Source organism: Streptomyces sp. NPDC085927, from assembly GCF_044540975.1.
In the GTDB taxonomy this organism is placed as follows: domain Bacteria; phylum Actinomycetota; class Actinomycetes; order Streptomycetales; family Streptomycetaceae; genus Streptomyces; species Streptomyces hirsutus.
In genome coordinates this window covers 338,845-360,329 of record NZ_JBITSN010000006.1, presented here as the reverse complement: position 1 = coordinate 360,329, position 21,485 = coordinate 338,845, and the positions used below count along the sequence as shown (strand labels likewise).

The following is a 21,485-nucleotide window of genomic DNA, read 5'->3' as shown; positions in this document are numbered from 1 at the left end:
GCGCCGCGCCATGACGCGAAGAGGCCTGACGGTCCGGCATCCGGGCCGTCAGGCCTCTCCGACGTGGTCGGGGCGTTCGCTCAGGTGGGGAGGGACATCAGGGCGACGGGGTCGGTGGTGGGCTGCTTCGAGCCGCCGCCGGGTTCGACGGTGATGCCCATGCCCGACGCCCTGTCGACGGGGCCCTGCATGAGGACGGCCTGGTCGCTGCGGCCGGGGTCCATCAGACCGGCCGGCCGCATGGTGCCGCCGTCGTCGAACCACAACTGGTAGACCTTCCCGCCGGGCGGACGGGCCGTCCCGGAGGCGACGAACACGGCCCTGTCCCGGCTGGGGGAGACGACGACGGTGCCGGTGGCGCCGTTGCCCAGCCCGGCCGCGCCGGCCGCCAGGGTCTTGGCATCCGGCGCGGCCAGTACGGCGGCGATCTCGTCCGCCGCCCGCACGGCACGACGCGCCTGGTCACGGGCGTCCTCGGCCTGCTGGTGCTGCCACACGGCCGTCCCGCCGAGAGCAGTGGCCGCCGCGAGGCAGGCGGCAAGCGTCCACCTGGACAGTGTCCGGGCCCGTAGGCCGACCCGGACGGGGAGGGCCCGGGCGGGAGCACCGGGCGTCTGCTGCCGGACCGTGGCGATCCGGCGCAGTACCTGGGCGCGCAGTGCCGGCGGGGGTGTGACGGCGACGGCGAGGCCGAGGCGGGCCGCGGTCGAGCTCAGCTCGGCCGACTCCTGAGCGCACGACTCGCAGTCCGCGAGATGACGCTCGAACGCCACGCTCTCCTCGTCGGACAACGCGTGCAGGGCGTGGGCGCCCGTCAGCCGGTGCAGGTCGGTGGTCGTCACGCGGTCACCCCCAGGCAGTCACGCAACCGGATGAGTCCGTCGCGGAGCCGGCTCTTGACGGTCCCCAGCGGAAGCGCCAGCGCCTCCGCCACCTCGCGGTAGGTGAGCCCCCGGTAGTACGCCAGGGTGACGGCCTGGCGCTGCAGGTCGGTCAGCGTGCGCAGGCAGCGCCGTACCTGCTCCCGTTCCAGCCGTGCCTCGACGTGCTCGGCCACCTCGTCGTACTCGGGCAGCCGTTCCAGCAGGGCGGCCTTGTGGTCCCGGGCGGACGCGGCGTCCACCGACCTCACCCTGTCCACCGCCCGGCGGTGCGCCAGGGTGAGGATCCAGTTGATGGCCGTCCCGCGGTCGGGACGGTAGCGGGGAGAGGTCCGCCACACCTCCACCAGTACTTCCTGCGTCACTTCCTCGGACTGCGCCCGATCGCGCAGCACGGCGCGCACGACCCCCAGCACCGGGCCCGCCACGGCGTCGTAGACACCGGCGAATGCCTCCTCGTCCCCCAGCGCCACCCGGCTCACCAGTTCCTGCAGGTCGGGCCCCGCCGAGGGGTTTCCGACGATATGTACTGCTTCTTGCACCGAGGGCCTCCACGGTCGGGACATGTCCGGGCGTAATCCGTTCCCACGGAGACCCTGGATTGGTCACGGGGCCGCCGACATCGCAGGCCGCACACGCCGGCACGGACGGGCGATCCCCTTCTTCCCGCACGGGCCAAGGCCGAACGCGCTCCGGGTGCCGGGCACATCAGGGCCGTTGGTCCCCTTGTCCGGCGCACAGTGGGGACTGTTCGGCCCTGTTCGGCCCCCGTACCCCGGCGGGGATCATGGGGCAGCGGCCGGGAAACGTCGCGTCCACTCCCGTCCACTCGGCATCTCCCGGTTCGCCGACGCCTGTCCGAACACGTACGGACAGGAGCGGAGCGCGTGAGCAGAAGGAGAGGGCACCGGCGGTGGCCGAGGGGCAGATACAAGAGGTGGGGGCCGCGGGTGCGCACGCCGCGGCCCCCGGCGCGGGCGAGGCGCTCGGGCGCCCCGGGAACACCGCGCCGGAGACAACGCGCGCGTCGTGGGTGGACTGGCTGACGACCACCGACCACAAGCGGATCGGGACGCTGTACATGGTCTCCGCGCTCGTGTTCTTCGTCGTCGGTGGTGTGCTGGCGCTCGTCATGCGTGCGGAGCTGGCCCGGCCCGGTCTGCAGATCGTGTCGAACGAGCAGTTCAACCAGGCGTTCACGATGCACGGTTCGATCATGCTGCTGCTGTTCGCGATGCCGCTGTTCACCGGGTTCGCGAACTGGCTCATGCCGCTGCAGATCGGCGCCCCGGACGTGGCGTTCCCGCGGCTGAACATGCTGGCCTTCTGGCTGTTCCTGTTCGGCTCGCTGATCGCGGCCGGTGGCTTCCTCACCCCCGACGGAGCGGCCAGCTTCGGCTGGTTCCTGTACGCCCCGCTGTCCAGCGAGCTCTACTCGCCGGGCATCGGCTCCGACATGTGGATCATGGGTGTGGCCCTGTCCGGCTTCGGCTCGATCCTCGGTGCGGTCAACTTCATCACCACGATCATCTGCATGCGCGCTCCCGGCATGACGATGTTCCGCATGCCGATCTTCACCTGGAACGTGCTGCTGACCGGCTTGCTGGTCCTGATGGTGTTCCCGGTCCTGGCGGCGGCCCTGTTCGCCCTGGAGATGGACCGCACGTTCGGCAGCCACATCTTCGACGCGGCCAACGGCGGCGCGCTGCTGTGGCAGCACCTGTTCTGGTTCTTCGGCCACCCGGAGGTCTACGTCCTGGCGCTGCCGTTCTTCGGCATCATCTCCGAGATCGTCCCGGTCTTCTCCCGCAAGCCGATCTTCGGCTACATGGGCCTGATCGGCGCGACCATCGCGATCGCGGGCCTGTCGGTGACGGTGTGGGCGCACCACATGTACACCACGGGGGGAGTGCTGCTGCCGTTCTTCTCCTTCATGACCTTCCTGATCGCGATTCCGACCGGGGTGAAGTTCTTCAACTGGATCGGCACCATGTGGAAGGGCAGCCTGTCCTTCGAGACGCCCATGCTCTGGGCCACGGGCTTCCTCGTCACGTTCCTCTTCGGCGGCCTGACCGGCGTCATCCTGGCCTCACCGCCGCTGGACTTCCACCTCTCCGACTCGTACTTCGTCGTGGCGCACTTCCACTACACGCTCTTCGGCACCGTCGTGTACGCGATGTTCGCTGGCTTCCACTTCTGGTGGCCGAAGTTCACCGGCAAGATGCTCGACGAGCGGCTCGGGAAGATCACCTTCTGGACGCTCACGGTGGGCTTCCATCTCACCTTCCTGGTCCAGCACTGGGTGGGCGTCGAGGGCATGCCCCGCCGCTACGCCGACTACCTGGCCGCCGACGGCTTCACCGCCCTCAACACCCTGTCGTCCATCGGGTCGTTCATGCTGGGCATGTCGATCCTGCCGTTCTTCTACAACGTCTGGAAGACGGCCAAGTACGGCAAGAAGGTCGAGGTCGACGACCCGTGGGGCTACGGCCGTTCGCTCGAATGGGCGACCTCCTGCCCGCCCCCGCGCCACAACTTCACCTCCCTGCCCCGCATCCGGTCCGAATCCCCCGCCTTCGACCTCCACCACCCGGAGATCGCGGCCCTCGAGGCGGTGCGCTGACCATGTCCCAACCCGTCCTGGCCCTCGGCACGGCGGTGGTGACCGCGGCCGGCTCCGTCTGGTACCTGCCGGCCCTCGCCGACCTGAGGACCGGGGCCGACCGGCCCGCCTCCCGTCGCACCGGGGCGGTGGCCTGCCTCAGCGGCTGGAGCACGGCCGCCGCCGTCGCCGTACTCCTCCTCCTGACCGACAGCTGGTGGCCGCCCTGCGCGGCGGCCCTGGCGGGCGTGACCGCCACGGCCGGCCTGTGGGCCCGCGCGGCCGTCCACCGCCGACGCGGCGCACGCGAAGCAGCCCGCCTCTGGGCGCAACTGGGGTGGTCCGGTCCCCCCGAGCGTTCTCGTACCGCCTTCGTCGCCGCCGTCCTGGCCGGCGGTCTGGCCGCCGCCACGACCACCGCCGCTCTCCTCTGGACTCAGGGCCGGGACGCGGTCCCGCTCTGGCTGACCGCCGCCACTCCCCTCACTTTCGTCGCCCTGTCCCTCGCCGTCGCCGTCGCCGTCGCCGTCACGGCCACTCGCGGAACCCGCCACCGCGACCACGGTGTCCCGGTCCGGCCCGCACGGCAGGGCAGCGAACGACACGACGTTCCGGGGCGATGAGGCACGCCCCGGCCCATGGCTCCTGAGCAGACGTCCGGGACGAGGTCACGGCGGCGACCGACGTCTTCGCACTCGGCCGGACAGCGGCGTTCGCGCTGCCGGACGAGCCGCCGTACGGGGCGGATGCCGTACGGGGCGGACGACGAGAACCGGACCCGCGCTCTCCGGCCGGGAGGCGGCGACGCTTCCCGGAGGGCGATGTCCTGATCGCGGGCCTCGGCTCTTCCGAAGGGCCTCACCGGGGAAGGCCGGTGCCGCCGGGGGGCTCACGAGAGCAGTCGGACACCGGCGGCTGCCGCCGCGCCGAGTGACGCGCCGGCCACCGTCTGGGCGACCGAGTGGTAGGCGAGGGCCACCCGGGTCCAGCAGACGGCGACGACCAGGACGTAGCCGAGCAGCCACCACGGTGAGTGGAAGGACGCGAGAAGTGCCACGACCGACGACACGACCGCGGCATCGACGGAGATCTTCCAGACCGCGTTGACGGTCAGCAGCACGACGGTCATGCCCCACAGGGCGATCATGGCGTGCTCCACATCGGTCGGACCGCCGCCGCCCTCCATCACCGCGATGCCGATGCCGATCGACGCGAGAATGACGGCGAAGATGCGGGGCCGCTGGTGCCGGTCGACGACGTGGCGGTCGCCCCATGTGCCCCGGCGCCGTTCCCACTCGATGTACCCGGCCGGCACCACGCCCGCGCACAGTGAGGCGAACAAGCCCCACATCGCGCCGGCGGGACCGGTGTGGGTGAGGGCGCCGAACCCCGTCAGCCCGACCAGCAGCACGTTGCGCGGTTGCAGGACATCGGTGACGATCCGGACGGCCTTCGGGCGAGGAGAGCGAGGGGGCTGGGACTCGGCGGTGACGGGGGCGGTCATGCGGGGGCAGTTCCTTTGCGGCATCGGGCGGACAGGGGGACTGCTCGTCGGGGGACACGGGTGCAGGTCTCCCGCCCACGTGGCAGCAGGGAGGGCCACTTCGCGTCAGTATCGGCGATCGGTTTGCCCGAACGGCCCTCTGAGTGTCTTCGGCAGCCGACTCTCCGCAGCCTGTCGATAACCTCAACCGCCTTGCCCGGCAGGATCGTTGGGCAGGCCCTGGTCTTGCGGCGACGGTGCGGCCCGACTCGTCGCCCTGGACGGTGACGCTGTCGGGAGGGCGGCGACCAGGCCGAGTTCGGTCACGATCGGTGCTGCGTCTTCGGAGCGGGGGCGGCAAGGATCTCCGGCAGGCTCTTGTCCGCCCACGCCCTGTCCGGATCGATCGACGTCATGTGTGCCGTCCTTGGGGTGAGCGGCCCGAACCTCGCTCGGTCATTCACATGGTCGCCGGCCCGGGCTTCCCGGCCGTCGAGATCGACGTGGGCCAGATCGGGGGCACGGTCCACGAAGAGGATGCCGCGGGAGGGACATCGTCGCCGGCCCACTCGATGATCACGGCCCTGGAGGGTACGTGCATGCCGTTCAGGGCCGTCCGCGATCCGGAGCCGCCACGGGTGACCGGCCTGTTCGACGGTGGAGCCGCTGCGCGCAGCCGTCGAGCAGGCCGTCGAAAGCCGCATTCCGGGAGCCGGACGGACGACCCGCTCCTGTCCAGGGCGGCCGGGCGTTCCCGCGGACGGCCCGGTGACCCGAGTCGGAACAGCCGTCGCCGGAACCGTGAGGTGCGGACGGGGAGCGGTTTCAGGGCTGGGCGGGCGGCTGGTCCGTGTCGCGCAGGACGAACGCCGCCTCCGTCGTGCGGCACAGGGCCTGCACCGCGTGACGCAGTGAGCGCCAGGAGGCCAGGCCGAGGAGGCCGCCGATCGGGGCCGCGGGCCACCACCAGGCGCCGAGGACCGTGAACGCCACGCTCCAGGAGAGGGCCTCGCAGGCCGCGTCGTAGGCGTCGCGGGCCTCGGCCAGTGCGGCGCGGGGCGCATCGGCGGTCCCCAGGAGGAGCGCGGTCCAGCCGCTGACGACGTCGCCGCCCGTCTCTCTTGCGATGTTCGCCTCGGTGAGGCGAAGCCGGTCGCCCGACCAGGTCGGTGACTCGGGCCGCCCGGCGGTTCTGGCGCGGGCCGCCCGTGCGTCGAGCCGGTCGGCGCGCAGCGCGCGGCCCGCGGCGCGTGCCCGCACGGACTCCCCGGCCAGTGTGTCCGGCTCCACCCAGCGCCGTATCCGCCACGCCTTCAGCCGTCGGCCCACGGGCAGCAGCCACCACGGCCAGGCCCCGGACGCCAGTGCCCCGACCGCGGCCGCTGCGTACGGCACCGCGAACGCGGCCCCCACCACCGGCACCGCGAAGAGCACGAGCGAGGCGACGGTGTCCGCGGAGAGGCCGCCGCCCGCACGCAGTGCGTCGGCGATCCGCTCGCGGGCGAGGGCGACGTCGTTCCAGTGGGAGTGGCCCAGCTCCCCGCCGCCGACGACCGCGACCACGACGAACAGCGCGGCGGGCAGGAGGCGGCGCAGGAACCAGCCGTCCGGTATGCGCTTCTGCAGCTCGATGAGCAGGCCCACAGCCGTCAGCCGTCCACCAGGCGCATCGGTCCCCCGGCCAGATCGCAGGCCGGGGCCGGCGCCGGGGCTCCGTCACGCAGTTCGACCCGGGCGCAGCGACGTGTGGGGCAGACCCAGCCGACCGACTGCGGTGTGGGGGCGCCCGGCCAGTCGCCCACGCCCATGGTGGCGGGCAGACCGAGCCCGTTCGGGACACCGGCCGACTCGACCGCGTCGTGCAGGACGCGTACGGCGTCCCGCCACTCGGTGCCGGCCGGGTCCGCGTCCCGCACGACGGGGAAGGCCGACTCCCAGACGGCGGAGGGGACCAGCGGACGCAGCTCCTCGACATTGCGGCACAGGTATTCCACGGCGTTCTCGTACACCCTGCGCGCCTTCGGCCCGTCCCCCACGGTGGCCTCCCTGAAAGTCCCCGGAACCCATGCGCTCTGACAGTCAGTCACACTAATGTAAAGAACGATGTCCGAGATTCGGGAACGAGTGGTCGCCCGCCTCGTCACGACTCAGAACGCCCGCGACCCCGCCGCCCTGCGCGACCAGGACGCGGTGGCCGACGCGCTGGCCCTGCTGCGGGAGGCCGCGCCCTCGCCCGAGGGGCAGGTCGACCTGGCTTCGGTCGCCGCCGTCCTCTGGACCTTCTGGTTCCGCCACCAGGGCACCGACGACCCCGACGCGGCACAGAACCTGATGGTCGTGTTCGGCACGTTCGGCTTCCTGCGCCCCCGCGTGTCCGAGGAAACCCGGCTTCCCGACGCCCTCGAGGAGGGCTTCGACCCCGCCGACCCGTCCCACGACGCGCGGTTCGCCCACCTGGTGAGCTCGGCGTACGCCGACGCCGTGGTCAACGGGCCGCGGCAGGCGGGGGCCACTGCCCTGGAGGCCGCCCTCGCCTGGTCGGACACCTCGTTCGAGTACGTCCGGCCCGAGGACCACGCAGGATTCGTGGAGTTGGCCGTCCACGCCCACGACCTCCACCTGACGCGCTTCCAATGGGCGGCGGAGCCGGACGGGCTGGCCGCGGCGGCCCGGTACGGGCGGGCGGTGTGCGCGCGGCTCGCCACCGCCGGACCGGACCTGTTCGACCCCGACGGAGCGCGGACCGTCGCCGCGGTGACCCTGCGTACGGTGGTGGACGCCGCACGCCTGCTCGGCACGCCCCGGCTCGCCCTCGTCGAACGGCTGGTCGCGGACGCCCCGGACGGCGCGCTCACCCCGGAGACCGCCGAAGGGCTGCGCTTCCTGCGCCGGCTGGACGCCCAGCCCCTCTCCTGGCCCGGCGAACGCGACCTGCGCGTCGGCGCGGCCATCGCCGACGCGGGCACGGCCGAGCACGACGCGGGCCGCATCGCCTGCGCCGTACGACGACTGCGCGCGGCCCTGGCCGACACTCCCGACGGCCATCCCGCACACCCCCGCATCACCGCCGTGCTCGGCCGGGCGCTCGCGGCCTTCGCGCAGGAGCGCGAGGACGAGACGGCCGCCCTCGAGGCCATGGAACTGCTCGATTCCGTCGGTGTGCTGAGTGACGAGGTCCGGGAGACACTCGCCGCCTACCGGGAGGTGGAGGAGCTGAGCCGGAGCGACGAGCCGGGTGACCGGGAGCGGCTTCAACCGCTGCTCCGGCGCTTCGCCGAGCGGGCCCGGGAGCGCGCCGCACGCGACGGCGACCCGGTCGACATCGACCTCGACCTCGTCGACCTGGCCGCCGGCTTCGAGCCCGACGACTCCTCCGACGAACGGATCGCCCGCTACCGCACCGCCCTTGCGGCCCTCCCCGCCGACCGGCCGCACCGCCACGCCTACGTCGCCGTACTGGCCGCGCTCACCGGGCTGCGGGCGGGCGCGCTGCGCGGCACCGCGCCCGCCCGCGCGGACCTGCTCGCGGCGGAGTCCCGCGAGTTGACCGGGTCGGCGGCGGCCGGCGCCCCGGACGGTTTCCCGGTGCTGGATCTGCTGCGGCGGGGCCTGTTCGAGGTCGCGCTGCCCGTCGCCGTCATGGCGGTCACCACGGGCGGCGGGGAGGGCGCGGGCGGCCCGGACGACGAGACGCACGCGTTGGTGGAACAGCTCATCCGCTTGAGCGACGTCCGCCTCGACGACCCCGAGACCCTCGACGCCGACATCGGGATCATCCGGGAGATCTTCGAGGGGCTGGACGAGGACGACGTCCTCGTCCGCCCCTACCTCGCCGCCGCGCTCGGCAGCGCCCTGTCCGCCCGCTCCGCCGGCCGCGCCGACCCCGCCCTGCTCGCGGAGACCGTCGAGCTGCTGCGCTACGCCCGCTCCCACGCCGCCGACCTGCCGGCCGAGTTCCTCCGGATGCTCGCGGCCGCGCTCACCACCCTGTCGACCGTCACCTTCGACGCGGAGGGCGCGCGCGAGGCGGCGGCCCTGCTCGCCTCGGCCGCGGGCGCACCCGGCACGCCGGTGGCCGAGGGGGAGCCCCGGCCCGGCGATCCGACGATGTCCGAGACCGACAGGGAGCTCTTGTCGGCCCGTACCGAGCTCCACAACGCCCTGCAGAACTACCTCTTCGGCCACGAACCGGCCCAACTGGAACGGGCCCGGCAGATCGCCCGCAGGATGCGGGACGTCATCCGCGCCGCGCCCGCGGGGGAGGGGGCGGGCCGTCCCTGGTACGACCTGATGGGCGACGCCTACATCAACCTCGTGGAGACGACGGGTCCGGGCGGCGGACCCCGCCCGGACCTCGACGACGCCGTGGTCGACCAGTGCCGGGAGACCTTCGCCAAGTGCTGCGCCGGGCACCCGATGCGGCCGATGACCGCGATGACGCTCGCCCGGGCGCTCGCGCAGCGTTCCGTCGCGCTCCGCGTCACCGAACCGGAGCGGGCGAAGGCCCTGCTGGCCGAGGCGGACGAGCTGAGCCGCGTCCTCTCCGAGGAGGCGCCGCAGGGAGCACCGGACGACATCGGCGCCACGATGCGCATGTTCCTCGACGTCATCGGCCGGGGCCGCCTCCCGGAGGTCACCACGGCCACGGGCGCCCCCCGCCCTCCGGGCGTGCCTCCCGCACACGAGGACTTCCTGGCCACCCTCCTCGCGCCCGTCCGGGCGCGCTTCGACGGAACCGCGGACCCCGACGCGTGGCGGGACCCCGGGATCCCGGTGTGGATGCGGGCCCACGGCGAGATCGGCGCCGCGGCCGGTGCGCTGCGCGGGCCGCGGCCCCGGGTCGACCTGGCCCTGGCCCATCTCGAAGCGGGCGTCGAGGCCATGGCGGGCATCACCGACCGGGGCAGCGACCAGGCGTCCGCCGAGCACGGCCTGTCGACGTTCGAGGGGGACATCCGGTCGATCGTCGAGCTGGTCCTCGCCCGCGTCTTCGAGCGCGAGATCACCGCCCGGATCTCCGCCCGCCGGGCGGCCCTGGAAGAAGTGGTGCGCGCGGCCGAGGCGGGGCGGACCCCGCCCGAGCCCGGCGCCCTGGAGTGGACCGTCGAAGGCCCCGACGTGGACCGCGCCGTCGAACTGCTGGAGCGGGGCCGCGGTCTGCTGCTGGCCCGGCGGATCGAGGCCCGCGCCGACACCGGCGACCTGCGCTCGGCGCACCCCGCGCTGGCGGACGAGTTCGAGCGGCTGACCGAACAGCTCGAAGCACGGCCCGGGGCACCCGCCGCCGGTGACGCCGAATGGGCCCGGCTCGCCGGCCTGCGCGCATCCAACGAACTCGACCACGTCGTACGGCGCATCCGCGCCCGGCCGGGCTTCGAAGGGTTCCTGCGCCCGCTCACCGCCGAGGAGTCGCGCGCCCTCGCGGCCGACGGCCCCGTGGTGATCCTCAACCACGGCCGACGCTGGTGCCACGCCCTCGTCGTCACGCACCGGTCGATCACCGCCCTGACGCTGGACCCCGGGGCCGACGAGATCGCCGACACGGCACGGAGGCTGCGGGACGCGGTCGACGCCGTCAACGCGCAGGGCACGTCGCGGCCGTCCCCGCTCCGGCTCGTCGCCGCCGGCGACACGGTCCGCGAGACGCTGGCGTGGACGTGGCACCGGATCGTGCGCCCGGTGCTGGAGCTGGTCGGGTCGGCGGACCCCGTCCCCCGGCACGGCGAGTGGCCACGCATCTGGTGGGTCCCGACCGGGCCCTTCAGCACCCTGCCGCTGCACGCGGCCCAGTGCACGGCGCCCGACTGCGCGCTCGACGGCTGCGGCGCCGCACTCGACACCGTGGTGTCGTCGTACGCACCGGGCCTGCGGACCCTGGCGTACGCCCGGGCCCGCGCCCGGCAGCGCGGTGCGGCCGGCCACGACAACGCCCTGCTGGTCGCCGCGCCCGAGGACGACCTCCCCGGCGTCGCGGCGGCCGCCGCCCACGCCGCCGAACTCCTCGGCGCACCCCAGCCGCTGGTCGGCCCGGCGGCCACCCGGCAGGCGGTGCTCGCCGCACTGCACGATGCCTCGTGGGCCCACTTCGGCTGCCACGCGGCCACCGACCCGACGGAGCCCTCCGGCGCCCTGCTGCACCTGCCCGGCGGCGAGACGGTCTCGGTCCTGGAGATCTGCCGGGCCCGCCCGCGCTCGGCGCAGCTCGCCTTCCTGGCGGCCTGCGGGACCGCACGCGCCGCCGAACGCCTCACGGACGAGGCCATCCACATCACGAGCTCCTTCCTGCTGGCCGGTTTCCCCACCGCGGTCGGCACCCTGTGGAAGATCGACAGCACCCACGCGGACCACATGACCCGCGACTTCTACCGCCGTGCAACAGCCGCCGACACCCCCGGCGCCGCCCACGCCCTGCACGACACGGTCCGCCAGCTGCGCCGCCGTGCCCCCGACCGCCCGCACGTCTGGGCGGCGTACGTCCACGCGGGGACGTAGAGGACACGCCGTCCGCGTCCAGGAGGGTGAGGAGTGAACGCGGAAGCCGGCGCGGGGAGCCGGGCGACAGGCGGTGGGAGCCCGCGTGGCGTGCGCGGTTCCGCCGTCGGCGGCACCGCGTCCCCCGGTGAAGGAGGGGTGCCCGGTGCGGTCGGCGGCGGCTGGGTCGTGGGACGCCGGGGCGGCTACCGGACGAGGGCGTCCGCCGGGTTGTTCGGACCGGAGTACTAGCCGTAGACCACCGACCACGGGCGCGGGGAATCGTCCGGTGGGCGAGGGACGCCGTCGCGCCACGGGGTCGCGGTGTGGTCGCGGGCCAGGACGTCGGCCGCGAGTTCCGCGAAGCGGCGGGCGGCCGGGTGAGCGCCGCGGCCGGAGGGCCAGGCGCCGCTGATGCGCAGGGTGAGGGGACGGCCGGCCAGGGGCCGCCAGGCGACGCGGGGCTCTTTGCGGGCCACCGGCCCCTGATCGAAGGCGATGCCGTGCCCCGCCGTCACCAGCGCGAGCAGGAACTCGGGGTTCGACGCGTGCCGTACCCGGCCGGGTACGAAGCCCTCCGCGCGGCACACGTCGAGGATCCGGTCGTACCAGCCGGGCGCGTGGGCCCGCGGGAAGAGCACCAGGTCGTGGCCGGAGAGCTCGCCGAGCGCCACTTCCGGCAGCCTCGCCAGCGGTGACGTACGCGGCAGGACGACACCCAGGTCGAGCGAGATCTCGGGTCCGAGCCGCAGTTCGGTGGTGTCGACGGGATGGTGCACGAGGCCGACGTCCAGCCCGCCGGAGGAGAGCAGCCGTGTCTGCTCCTCGGTGGTGACCTCCTGGAGGTCCACGGACAGCCCGGGAGCGTGGGCCGCGCAGGCGGCGAGCAGGGCGGACAGTACGGCGGCCGTGGTGTCGGGCGGTACGCCCGTGCGGAGCGTGCCGAGGCCGCCGTCGGCGGCGCGGTGGGCCAGGGTGCGCAGCCGCTGTTCCCGGTCGAGCAGTTCGTGGGCCTCGTCCAGCAGCACCGCCCCCGCGGCGCTCAAGCGGACGCCACGCTGCGAGCGGTCGAACAGCTCTGCACCGAGCTCCCTCTCCAGCCTGCGGATCGCCTGGCTGAGGGGCGGCTGTGCCATGCCCAGTCGCTCGGCGGCCCGGCTGAAGTGCAACTCGTCGGCTACGGTGACGAAAAGGCGCAGGTGGCGCAAGAGATCCACGGTCAATGACCTTACGTGAAGGCCGCGGTGAGGATGACGCATCCGGTGGCCGGGTCCCACGGACGGGGGTCGGGTCCGGCGGACCGTCGGCCGCGACGCATGGACGGCCGCACGGAATCACCGACCGGGGCGGGCCGACGACCGAGGGCCGATGGCCGAGGGTGATGGGCGGGGCCGATGGTCGAGGACCGAGGAGAAGAAGTGATCGAGGAGCGGATCCGGCAGGTCTTCGCCGAGGCGGGGGCCGAAGGCCGGCTGCACGCGGTACCGGTCCACGGACCTGCGGGGGCCGGTGCGGAGGAGCCGGGTGGGCGTGGGGTCGGCATCGGCGCCGACGACCCTGTCGTGATCGCCTCGATCTTCAAGGTGCTGCTGGTCCTGGAGTTCGCCCGGCAGGTCGCCGCCGGCCAGCTGGACCCGCGGGAGCGGGTGCGGGTGACCGCGGCCGACCGGCTCGGCGGCTGGGGGACCGCCGGCTGTCTGGACGACGTCGAGCTGTCGCTGCGCGACCTGGCCCACTTCGCGATGTCGGTCAGCGACAACTCGGCGGCCGACCTGCTGCTGGCCCGCGTGGGCCTGGACACCGTACGGCTGCTCGCGGCGGAACTCGGCCTGGAGCGGACCCGGATCGCGGGCGGACCGCGAGACCTGCTGGAGTCGATGCTCGCGGAGGTCGGGGCGCGTGACGAGCGGGACTTCGCCGTCCGCTACCCCGCCCTGCCGGACGACCGCAAGAGGCGGCTGGCCGTGCTGGATCCCCGCCGCACCACGGCGAGCACGCCCCGCGAGATCACGCTGCTGCTCCGGCTCATCTGGACCGACGCCGCCGGACCGCCCGAAGCCTGCTCGTTCGTACGCGACTTGATGTCACGTCAAGTTTTCCGGCACCGGCTGGTGTCGGGCTTCCCGGACGACGTCACGGTCGCGGCCAAGACCGGAACCCTGCCGGGACTGCACATGGAGGCGGGCGTCGTCCGCTATCCCGACGGTGGGTGCTACGCGGTCGCCGTCTTCGCCCGCACGCACGCCCTGGCCGCTTCCCGCCCCACGGTGGACGCCGCGGCGGGCAGGGCCGCCGGAATCGCGGTCGGCTTCCTGCGCGGCGACGGCCGGTGACCGGAGCGCATATGCGTTCGCATATCGGCGTAGCCGAATTCCGGTCTTGGACAGGGGAGTCGGCGTCCTGATCTTCTGACGCCATGACCCAGGACACACGTGCCACAGACCGGGCGGACCGACCGGACACGCCTTTCCGACGGGGTTTCGACCGTCGTACGGTGCTGCGCGGTGCCGCAGTCGGCGCGGCCTCCCCGCTGATCCCGGCCACGGCCGCCACTGCCACCGCCGCCGCTGCCACGGACGCCGCCCCCGCTCCCGCCCGGGGCGGTGGCCGAGCCGCCGGTTCGGTCTCATGGCGCTGGCTCGGTACCGCCGGCTGGCGCATCGACGTCGGCGACCGGACCGTCCTCTTCGATCCGTATCTCACCCGCTTCCCCACGGGTCTCTTCGACGGCGCCTTCGACCCGGGGACCCGCCTGCGGACCCGGCCGGAGGTCGTGGACGCGCACATCGGCCGCCCCGAACTCGTCCTGGTCAGCCACTCCCACTGGGACCACCTCGGCGACGTGCCGCACATCGCCAGGACCACCGGCGCCCGCGTCGTCGGCACCGAGACCACGTACCACCTGCTGGTTTCCCTGGGGGTCGACGCGGGACAGATCTCCGTGGTGAAGGGCGGCGAGGTACTGGACTTCGGCGGGGGGATCACCGTGGAGGTCGTGCCGAGCCTGCACAGCCGCAACAAGAAGTGCGCCTACTTCGCCCCGGGCACGCTGAACGCCCCGCCCGCGACGGCCCCGAAAACCATCTCGGACCTGCCGGAGGGCGACACCCTCGCCTTCCGGGTGACGACGGGGGACGACGGCCCGTCGGCGTTCCTCATGGGCGCCAGCGACTTCTCCGAACGGGCGGTGAGGGGCCTGCGCCCCGACCTCGCGATGATCGCCGTACCCGCGGGCACCGCCACCCACCAGTACGTACCCCGGCTGCTGCGCGCGCTGGACAGCCCGGGCGTCGTCGTCCCCGTCCACTGGGACAACTTCGAGGTGCCACTGAGCGGCTCCCCCGTACGAGACCCGGCGATGGACCTGGAAGCGTTCCTCACCCAGGTCGGGAAGGCGTCTCCGGCGACGCGGATCGTCGTCCCGGACTACCGCACCGTGTACGACGCCGCCATGCGTCCGGGAGGCCGCCGGCGGGACCGGTGACCCGGGGACCGGTGACCCGGGGACCGGTGACCCGGGGACCGGGGAGCCGAGGACCGGGGAGCCGAGGTAGACGGATCATGACCTGGGTACTCGTCCCGTCCTGACGGAAAACATGAGCCGATCACCGGCCGGAGGCGGACATGAGCGACGAGAACATGGCGGACGACGTCTACCAGCCCACCGGTAGCAATGAGCAGCAGGAGGACGCGTCGCCGCTGGACATGCAGGACGCGGTGGACGAGCGCTCGTACGACGACATGCTGGACGAGGGCTACTCCCCGCCGGAAAAGCCGCTGGGCGTCACCAAGACCGGCACCACGGCCGCCGAGCAGCACGAGGGGGAGTCCCTCGACGAGAGGCTGCGACAGGAGGTTCCCGACGTGGAGGTGCCGGCCGGGGACGGTGTGGGCGACCTGCCCGGCGGTGAAGGGGAACCGCGGGACCCGGAAACCGGCACCGACCGCGCAGGGCGCCTGGTCGCGCCGGACGAGGGCACGCGGACGGACACCACCGCGGAGCTGGTCGCCGACGACCAGGGCATCGACGGCGGGGCGGCGGGTGCCGAGGAGGCTGCGGTCCACGTGGTGCCCGAGGACCAACTGCCCCCGGCGGACGAGCGGGAGGAATGAGGAGAAGGTCTCATCCGTCCGGACCCGGGTACCCGGCGTCGTGCGGAACGACCGCAGGCGAGGAGGAATCGATGAGCACGGTGAAGGAAGCGGTGGACGTCGAGGTGCCCGTCCACACCGCCTACAACCAGTGGACGCAGTTCGAGGACTTCCCGAAGTTCATGGAGGGCGTCGAGGAGGTGCGGCAGCTCGACGAGCGCCGCAACCACTGGAAGACCAGCATCGGCGGGGTGCGGCGCGAGTTCGACACCGAGATCGTCGACCAGCTGGCGGACGACCGGATCACCTGGCGGTCCGTCGACGGCGAGACCCGGCAACGGGGATCGGTCAGGTTCGAGCGGCTGGACGACACCCATACCCGAGTGGAGCTCACCATGGACGTCGAGCCCTCCGGCATGGCCGAGAAGGGCGCGGACATGCTGGGCGTGATCGACCGCCGGGTCAAGGGAGACCTTCACCGCTTCAAGGAGTACATCGAACAGCACGGTGGGGAGACGGGCGCCTGGCGGGGACGCATCCGGCCCGGAGACCCCGGCTCGGTCCACTGAGGACGAGCCGGCGCGGTCGGGGCGGTGCGATCGGGCCGGCGGGAATGGAGCAGCAGACGCGCACGAGGCGCGTGACGCCGCTGCGGACGAGGGCGCTCCTCCGGGTACTACCCGGAGGGGCGCCCAGCCGTGAGGCCCTGCGAGCGGTGCGGTCCGCGACCGCCGGACATGCTCGCTTCGGCGGCCACGGCGGCCACGGCGGCCACGGCGGCCACGGCGGCCACGGCGGCCACGGCGGCCACGGTGGTCCCAGCGGCCCCAGCGGCCCCAGCGGTCCCGGCGGTCCCGGCGGTCCCGATCCGGGACGGTACGCCGGTCGGCGGAGCGGTCGGTGTCCCGTCCCGGCATCGACCGCGGCCCACGGCCTCGCCCGACAAGGGTTTTCGGGTTGCCATGGGCAGCCGCGACCATGGGTATGACATCGACGGGGCATCCGCGTGTCGCGGACTCCGGGGAGGGGGAGCGGATCGTGGCGGAGTCCGACGAGGGGTGGGTGACACTGAGGGAGTGGGCTGCCCGAGTGGGCTACAGCCATGGCTATGTGGTGCATGTGATGCCGCGTTACTACCCCGGATTCCCCGCACCGGAGCGGCCTCGCTTCGGAATGAGCGACAAGGGAGGGGGCGGAGGCAGCGCGCTGTACGACCCGGCGAAGCTGGAACCGTTTCGCCCGCGGCGAGCTGATCCGGTGGAACTGAGCGAAGAGGATCTGGACCGCGAGGTGACGCTGGGGGGATTCGCCGAGCTGATCGGAATGGACGGCCGGAGTGTCACGCAGATCAAGGATGACCGCCCTGACACCCTTCCGGACACGGTGGACGGGCAGCGGTGGTATCCGAGAGCCCGGTTCTACGCGCGCGACCTGCTGCTGATGTGGAACAGCCGCCCGGGTCAGGGATCGGGGTCGGACAAGAGACGCCCGCCACTTCCCTGGACCGTCGTCGAGCAGGGGGACGGCCGTGTCTCGGCATGGGGTGAGGACAGGGCACGAACACCGGAGTGAAAGCGCAGGTCGGCCGTATCCGGCTGAGCACGCATGCTCTGTGCGTGTCCCCGCCCCGCCCCCGAGTGCGCGGCGCGGTGGAGGGAGCCGGAGAGCGAGTGGCGAAGCACACCCTCCGGGCCTGTACCCGAAGGGCGCGTTCGATCGGTGACGGGCCCCGGCGGCAGCACCTCAGTCCTCGCCCCGCACCACGTTCCAGTCGCCCCCTTGCCGCGTCTGCCTCGCGTCGCCGTCGAGCGTCGCGCGCTCACAGGTGCGTATGCGCTGCCCGCGCAGCCGACGTGCCTTCGCCCAGCCCGTTTCGGACGGTCGCACGGTGTCCTTCTTCCTGACTTCCACAGTCACTGCGGTTCATCTTCCTTCTGAGTCCGTCCCGTTGGGCCCGTCTGGTTTTCCGGCCCCTGCTGCTTTTCCCTTTCGGGTGTCCCATCGGGGCCACGGAAAACGTCGCAAGGCCGGTTCGCCCGACCACCGCTCGACCACCGGCCGTCGATCGGCCGCGTGTACCGGGGGCCGCCCGGGTGGTGGCCGGCCGACGTCCGCGGCCAAGTCCGGCCCCAGCCCCAGCCCTCAACCCTTGCCGGAACGAGCTGAGCCGTGAAATTCCAGTCCTCGATTGTCACTGGCATGCCATACGCTGCGTTTTCGGCAGCGTCCATGCACCGTCCTCGGTGCGAGGGGGGACGCGCGGCCGTTCATTTCGTTTCCGCCCGGTGAGCACCGGGCTTCTTCTGTGGGGGTCACAGCACTGTGCGCAGGCGCAGCATGTCGATCGCGACGGCACTCGCGGTCATTCTCAGTTCCGCGGCCCTGGCCGCGGGAACGGCGGGGCCGGCGGCGGCCGACTCCGCGAAAGTCCTTCCGGTGAAGTCGGTCGGCGACATCGTCGTGGACGGCACCCACCGGCGGGTCTACGTCTCCGATCCGGCCGGCGGCAAGATCGTCGTCGCCGACTACTCGGGCACCGTGAAGGCGACCCTGACCGGGCTCTCCGGCGTGAGTGGCCTCGCGCTGTCCGCCGACTCCGGCCAGGTCTACGCGGCCGTGAAGGACGGCAACCGGATCGTCTCGGTGGAGACGGAGACGTACACCCGGACCGCGAGTTACCCGGTGGGCACGGCTCCCGGCGACCTGGAGGTGGTGGACGGCCGGATCTGGTTCGCCCACGGCACCGACTTCGGTTCGCTCGACGTCTCCGGCGCCGAGCCCGTCGTCCGGCTCGCCCAGCGGGGCGACGTCGACTTCTACGGCGCCTACGGGATGTTCCTGGCCTCCGACCCGGCCGTCCCGGGCGTCCTGGTGGCGGGCAACGGCGGCGACCTCGCCGTGTACGACGTCTCGGCCGACGGCGCCGCGCTGCGGGTCAAGGGCGGCATGGACACCGGCGTGAAGCAGCTGGACCTGACGCCCGACGGCGCCCAGGTGCTCACCTCGTGGGGCGACCCGGACTACGGCTACGGCATCGGCGCCTACTCGGCCACCGACCTCACCGAGCAGGCGGGTTACCCGATCGACGCCTACCCGAACGCCGTGCGGGTCGCGCCCGACGGCAGCGTCGCGGGCGGCAGCTTCTCCTGGTACGACCCCGACGTCCACATCCACCGGCCCGGTGACCCGGAGCCGGTGCGGGAGTACGACTTCCCCAACACCGGCAACAGCAGCGGCGCCGACACCCTCGTGGACGGGGCGCTCGCCTGGGCACCGGACGCGAGCCGGGTCTTCGCCGTCTCCGTGAACACCTACGGCACGTACACCCTCCGCGCCCTGACCGACCCCACCAAGGAACTGCCCACCCTCAAGGTGTCGGCGCCCACCAAGTCGGAACGGGCCAAGAAGCTCACCGTCACCGGCAAGCTGACCTCGAAGAAGACCCCCGCGGCGGGCACCAGCCTGAAGGTGACCCGCACGGACCTCGAGACGCCGGACGGCAAGGCGCTGGCCGCGGTCAGGACGAAGGCGGACGGCAGCTTCTCCTTCACGGACACCCCGACCGCCGGGGGCAAGGTCACCTACAAGGTCTCCTACGCGGGCGACGCCACCCACGCACCCGCCTCCGGCTCCGACGCGGTGGAGGTCTCGCGCAAGGCGACCGCGCTGAGCCTGAACAACAACGGCAAGCTGTACTCGTACGGCAAGGACGTCACCTTCACCGCCCACCTCGGTACGACGTACAAGAACCGCACGGTCGCGATCTACGCGGACCCCTTCGGCTCCGACAAGCCGAAGAAGCTGCTGAAGAAGGCCAAGGTCAACTCCAAGGGCAACCTGTCGGCGGTGGTCGACATGACCCGCGACACCGCCGTCACCGCGGTCTTCGCCGGAGACGCCCGCCACGCCTCCAAGACCGTCAAGTCCACGGCGTACGCCAAGGCGAAGGTCTCCACCACCGTCTCCAAGCACTACAAGACGGGCAAGATCGGCTCCACGACGTACTCCTACTTCCGCAAGAAGACCGACCCGGTGTTCACCACCACGATGAACCACTACACCGGCCGCATGCAGCGCTTCCAGCTCCAGGTGTACGTGCAGGGCTCGTGGTACGACTCGGGCTCCGAGTACTTCGCCCTGGGCACCAACGGCAAGTCGGCCGTGAAACTGGAGGCGCCGGGCGAGTCCGGCATCCGCGCCCGTATGCGCTCGTCGTACATCAACGGCTCCTCCGGCGACACCGTCAACTCCACGACGCACGGCGCCTGGAAGTACTTCACCTTCACCAACTGAGCCCTCTTCGGCAGCCGCCGCCGGTACGGCCCCGCTCGCCCGGGCCGTATCGGCGACGGAGTGAGGCCGGAGACATCGGCTCGAAGGCCGGGCCACGGTCGCCCGGGCTCCGACGACGTGACGGTGATGGCGGACTGTGCCCGAACTCCCTTACGGATACAGCATGATGAACGGCATGACGCCGCATCAGCGGAAGGGGAGGGCGCGCAGGCGCGTCTCCCGGAGCGGGCCGACTTCTCTCACCTCCCGCGCCCGGACACACACCGGGCCAGGTGCAACGACTGAGGCCATGGTGTGACCGAGCGCGGAACACAAGAGCCGACGCCATCACGGCGAAGCCTCCGGGACTTCACCGGAGAAGGAGTCTGGGCCGATCTCCTGGAGCATTCCTTCGAACGCCGGCATCCGGCGGGCAGCGTGCTGCTGCGGCAGGGCGAGCCCGGTACGCACGTGCTCACCGTCGTGACGGGCGTGGCCAAGGTCATCCGCCAGGAGCGGAACGGGGACCTGTCGCTGCTCGCCTTCCGGGGCCCCGGTGAACTGCTGGGTGAGGTGGCCGTGCTGGACGACGGGGTCCGCTCGGCGAACGCCGAGTCCATCTCCCCCTGCACCGTGGGGGTCATGAGGAAGGCGGAGTTCCTGGCATTCGTCGGCAGACACGGCCTGTTCCCCGTGCTCGTGAGGTACGCCCTCACGCGACTGAGGGAATCGGACGAGGCCCGCGGAGGTGGCGACGTCCGCACCCGGCTGGCCGCCGCGCTGGTGCACCTGATCGACATCTCGGGACAGCCCCACTCCGCGCAGGGCACCGGCGGTCCGGTGGAGCTCGCGCTGACCCGTCACGAGCTGGCCCAGCACCTGGGGACGTCCCGGAACACCGTCACCGCCGCCCTGAACGACCTCGCGTCCTGCGCCCCGTACGCGGCCGCGCCAGGCGTCGTTGTCCACGCGGGAGCGCCCGATCGCGCGGTACTCCTCGGCGGAGACGGCGCGCAGCTGGGACAGTGCCCGGTACTGGCGTCGGCTTCGGCCCTGCGGCCGTGCGCACGACCGTGGCGGCTGCGGGGCCCGGCGGTTAGGGTCGTGGCCGGTCATGGTCGAAGAGGGGGACCCGAGGATGAGCGGGACAGTGACGGCGGTCAGCAGCAACGGCGAGTACTCGTTCACCAAGCCGAACCGGGACAGCGTCACGCTGCTCGCCGGGCTCGGTGTGGAGGGTGACGTCCATGCCGGCGTGACGGTCAAGCACCGCTCGCGGGTCGCGCAGGACCCCACACAGCCGAACCTGCGCCAGGTCCACCTCATCCATGAAGAGCTCTTCGCCGAGGTCGGTGCGGAGGGATTCGAGGTGGCGCCCGGCGACCTCGGCGAGAACATCACCACCCGCGGCATCGACCTGCTCGGTCTGCCGGTCGGCACGCTGCTGCGCATCGGCGACGACGCGGTGCTGGAGGTGACCGGCCTGCGCAATCCCTGCCTGCAGATCGACAACTTTCAGGACGGCCTGCTGAAGCAGGTGGCCGGCCGCGACGAAGCCGGGAACATCGTGCGCAAGGCCGGAATCATGAGCATCGTGAAGGAGGGCGGCGCGGTGCGTCCGGGCGACGCGATCAGAGCGGAGCTGCCCAGCGGGCCGCACCGGCCCCTGGAACGGGTCTGACGC

The 21,485-nt window shown here is 72.6% G+C and carries 18 protein-coding genes; 11 read left to right on the top strand and 7 right to left on the bottom strand.

The window, feature by feature from the left end; translation table 11 throughout:
• Positions 1-80: 80 nt before the first annotated feature.
• Complete coding sequence (locus tag ACIF80_RS18915; protein WP_399805895.1) at positions 81-842, bottom strand: anti-sigma factor domain-containing protein; 762 nt, start codon at positions 840-842, stop codon at positions 81-83.
• Positions 839-1,423, bottom strand: coding sequence for a sigma-70 family RNA polymerase sigma factor (locus ACIF80_RS18910; protein ID WP_399805893.1), 585 nt, complete (start codon positions 1,421-1,423; stop codon positions 839-841). The genes ACIF80_RS18915 and ACIF80_RS18910 overlap by 4 nt, the downstream gene beginning before the upstream one ends.
• 371 nt (positions 1,424-1,794) lie before the next feature.
• Between ACIF80_RS18910 and ctaD the strand changes: the two genes are divergently transcribed.
• Entirely contained in the window at positions 1,795-3,504 is a 1,710-nt protein-coding gene (gene ctaD, locus ACIF80_RS18905) for a cytochrome c oxidase subunit I (protein ID WP_399805891.1), read from the top strand.
• 2 nt (positions 3,505-3,506) lie between these two features.
• Positions 3,507-4,106 (top strand): hypothetical protein, encoded by a 600-nt coding sequence (locus ACIF80_RS18900; RefSeq protein ID WP_399805889.1) that lies wholly within the window; start codon positions 3,507-3,509, stop codon positions 4,104-4,106.
• Between the two features lie 266 nt (positions 4,107-4,372).
• Here ACIF80_RS18900 and ACIF80_RS18895 read toward each other — a convergent pair whose 3' ends face one another.
• From ACIF80_RS18895 to ACIF80_RS18885, 3 genes are all read right to left on the bottom strand, one after another.
• Positions 4,373-4,987 (bottom strand): hypothetical protein, encoded by a 615-nt coding sequence (locus tag ACIF80_RS18895; protein WP_399805887.1) that lies wholly within the window; start codon positions 4,985-4,987, stop codon positions 4,373-4,375.
• An 804-nt stretch (positions 4,988-5,791) separates the two neighbouring features.
• Entirely contained in the window at positions 5,792-6,610 is an 819-nt protein-coding gene (locus tag ACIF80_RS18890) for a hypothetical protein (RefSeq protein ID WP_399805885.1), read from the bottom strand.
• A 5-nt stretch (positions 6,611-6,615) separates the two neighbouring features.
• Positions 6,616-7,002: a hypothetical protein gene (locus tag ACIF80_RS18885; RefSeq protein ID WP_399805883.1), complete on the bottom strand. Its 387-nt coding sequence runs from the start codon at positions 7,000-7,002 to the stop codon at positions 6,616-6,618.
• 67 nt (positions 7,003-7,069) lie between these two features.
• Here ACIF80_RS18885 and ACIF80_RS18880 point away from each other — a divergent pair, with 67 nt between their 5' ends.
• A complete protein-coding gene (locus ACIF80_RS18880; protein ID WP_399805881.1) occupies positions 7,070-11,458 on the top strand; it encodes a CHAT domain-containing protein in 4,389 nt (1,462 codons plus the stop codon).
• A 227-nt stretch (positions 11,459-11,685) separates the two neighbouring features.
• On the opposite strand, the gene ACIF80_RS18875 is transcribed toward ACIF80_RS18880, so the two are convergent.
• Positions 11,686-12,645 (bottom strand): LysR family transcriptional regulator, encoded by a 960-nt coding sequence (locus tag ACIF80_RS18875; RefSeq protein WP_399806131.1) that lies wholly within the window; start codon positions 12,643-12,645, stop codon positions 11,686-11,688.
• Positions 12,646-12,855: 210 nt separating this feature from the next.
• Between ACIF80_RS18875 and ACIF80_RS18870 the strand changes: the two genes are divergently transcribed.
• The 5 genes from ACIF80_RS18870 (at position 12,856) to ACIF80_RS18850 (ending at position 17,101) form a co-directional block, all read left to right on the top strand.
• Positions 12,856-13,770, top strand: a complete 915-nt coding sequence (locus ACIF80_RS18870; protein WP_399806129.1) for a serine hydrolase — start codon at positions 12,856-12,858, stop codon at positions 13,768-13,770.
• Between the two features lie 83 nt (positions 13,771-13,853).
• Complete coding sequence (locus ACIF80_RS18865; protein WP_399805879.1) at positions 13,854-14,921, top strand: MBL fold metallo-hydrolase; 1,068 nt, start codon at positions 13,854-13,856, stop codon at positions 14,919-14,921.
• A 140-nt stretch (positions 14,922-15,061) separates the two neighbouring features.
• Complete coding sequence (locus tag ACIF80_RS18860; RefSeq protein ID WP_399805877.1) at positions 15,062-15,550, top strand: DUF5709 domain-containing protein; 489 nt, start codon at positions 15,062-15,064, stop codon at positions 15,548-15,550.
• 71 nt (positions 15,551-15,621) lie between these two features.
• Positions 15,622-16,098: an SRPBCC family protein gene (locus tag ACIF80_RS18855; protein WP_399805875.1), complete on the top strand. Its 477-nt coding sequence runs from the start codon at positions 15,622-15,624 to the stop codon at positions 16,096-16,098.
• A gap of 469 nt (positions 16,099-16,567) precedes the next feature.
• Positions 16,568-17,101 (top strand): hypothetical protein, encoded by a 534-nt coding sequence (locus tag ACIF80_RS18850; protein WP_399805873.1) that lies wholly within the window; start codon positions 16,568-16,570, stop codon positions 17,099-17,101.
• Positions 17,102-17,272: 171 nt separating this feature from the next.
• On the opposite strand, the gene ACIF80_RS18845 is transcribed toward ACIF80_RS18850, so the two are convergent.
• Positions 17,273-17,416 (bottom strand): hypothetical protein, encoded by a 144-nt coding sequence (locus ACIF80_RS18845; protein ID WP_399805871.1) that lies wholly within the window; start codon positions 17,414-17,416, stop codon positions 17,273-17,275.
• Positions 17,417-17,866: 450 nt separating this feature from the next.
• Here ACIF80_RS18845 and ACIF80_RS18840 point away from each other — a divergent pair, with 450 nt between their 5' ends.
• The 3 genes from ACIF80_RS18840 to ACIF80_RS18830 all read left to right on the top strand — a co-directional run bounded on the left by ACIF80_RS18840 (position 17,867) and on the right by ACIF80_RS18830 (position 21,482).
• Positions 17,867-19,822 carry a YncE family protein gene (locus ACIF80_RS18840; RefSeq protein ID WP_399805869.1) on the top strand — a complete coding sequence of 652 codons (1,956 nt, stop codon included), beginning with the start codon at positions 17,867-17,869 and terminating at the stop codon, positions 19,820-19,822.
• Positions 19,823-20,116: 294 nt separating this feature from the next.
• The gene (locus tag ACIF80_RS18835; protein WP_399805867.1) at positions 20,117-21,043 is read left to right on the top strand and encodes a Crp/Fnr family transcriptional regulator; all 927 of its coding nucleotides are present in this window, start codon (positions 20,117-20,119) and stop codon (positions 21,041-21,043) included.
• Entirely contained in the window at positions 20,940-21,482 is a 543-nt protein-coding gene (locus tag ACIF80_RS18830; RefSeq protein WP_399805865.1) for an MOSC domain-containing protein, read from the top strand. Before ACIF80_RS18835 ends, ACIF80_RS18830 begins: the two co-directional genes overlap by 104 nt.
• Positions 21,483-21,485: the final 3 nt, after the last annotated feature.

Bases quoted from the DNA above. Each gene is read 5' to 3' on its own strand.
- ACIF80_RS18900 (WP_399805889.1), top strand. From the start codon at position 3,507: ATGTCCCAACCCGTCCTGGCCCTCGGCACGGCGGTGGTGACCGCGGCC.
- ACIF80_RS18895 (WP_399805887.1), bottom strand. From the start codon at position 4,987: ATGACCGCCCCCGTCACCGCCGAGTCCCAGCCCCCTCGCTCTCCTCGC.
- ACIF80_RS18880 (WP_399805881.1), top strand. From the start codon at position 7,070: ATGTCCGAGATTCGGGAACGAGTGGTCGCCCGCCTCGTCACGACTCAG.
- ACIF80_RS18865 (WP_399805879.1), top strand. From the start codon at position 13,854: ATGACCCAGGACACACGTGCCACAGACCGGGCGGACCGACCGGACACG.
- ACIF80_RS18860 (WP_399805877.1), top strand. From the start codon at position 15,062: ATGAGCGACGAGAACATGGCGGACGACGTCTACCAGCCCACCGGTAGC.
- ACIF80_RS18855 (WP_399805875.1), top strand. From the start codon at position 15,622: ATGAGCACGGTGAAGGAAGCGGTGGACGTCGAGGTGCCCGTCCACACC.
- ACIF80_RS18840 (WP_399805869.1), top strand. From the start codon at position 17,867: ATGTCGATCGCGACGGCACTCGCGGTCATTCTCAGTTCCGCGGCCCTG.
- ACIF80_RS18830 (WP_399805865.1), top strand. From the start codon at position 20,940: ATGAGCGGGACAGTGACGGCGGTCAGCAGCAACGGCGAGTACTCGTTC.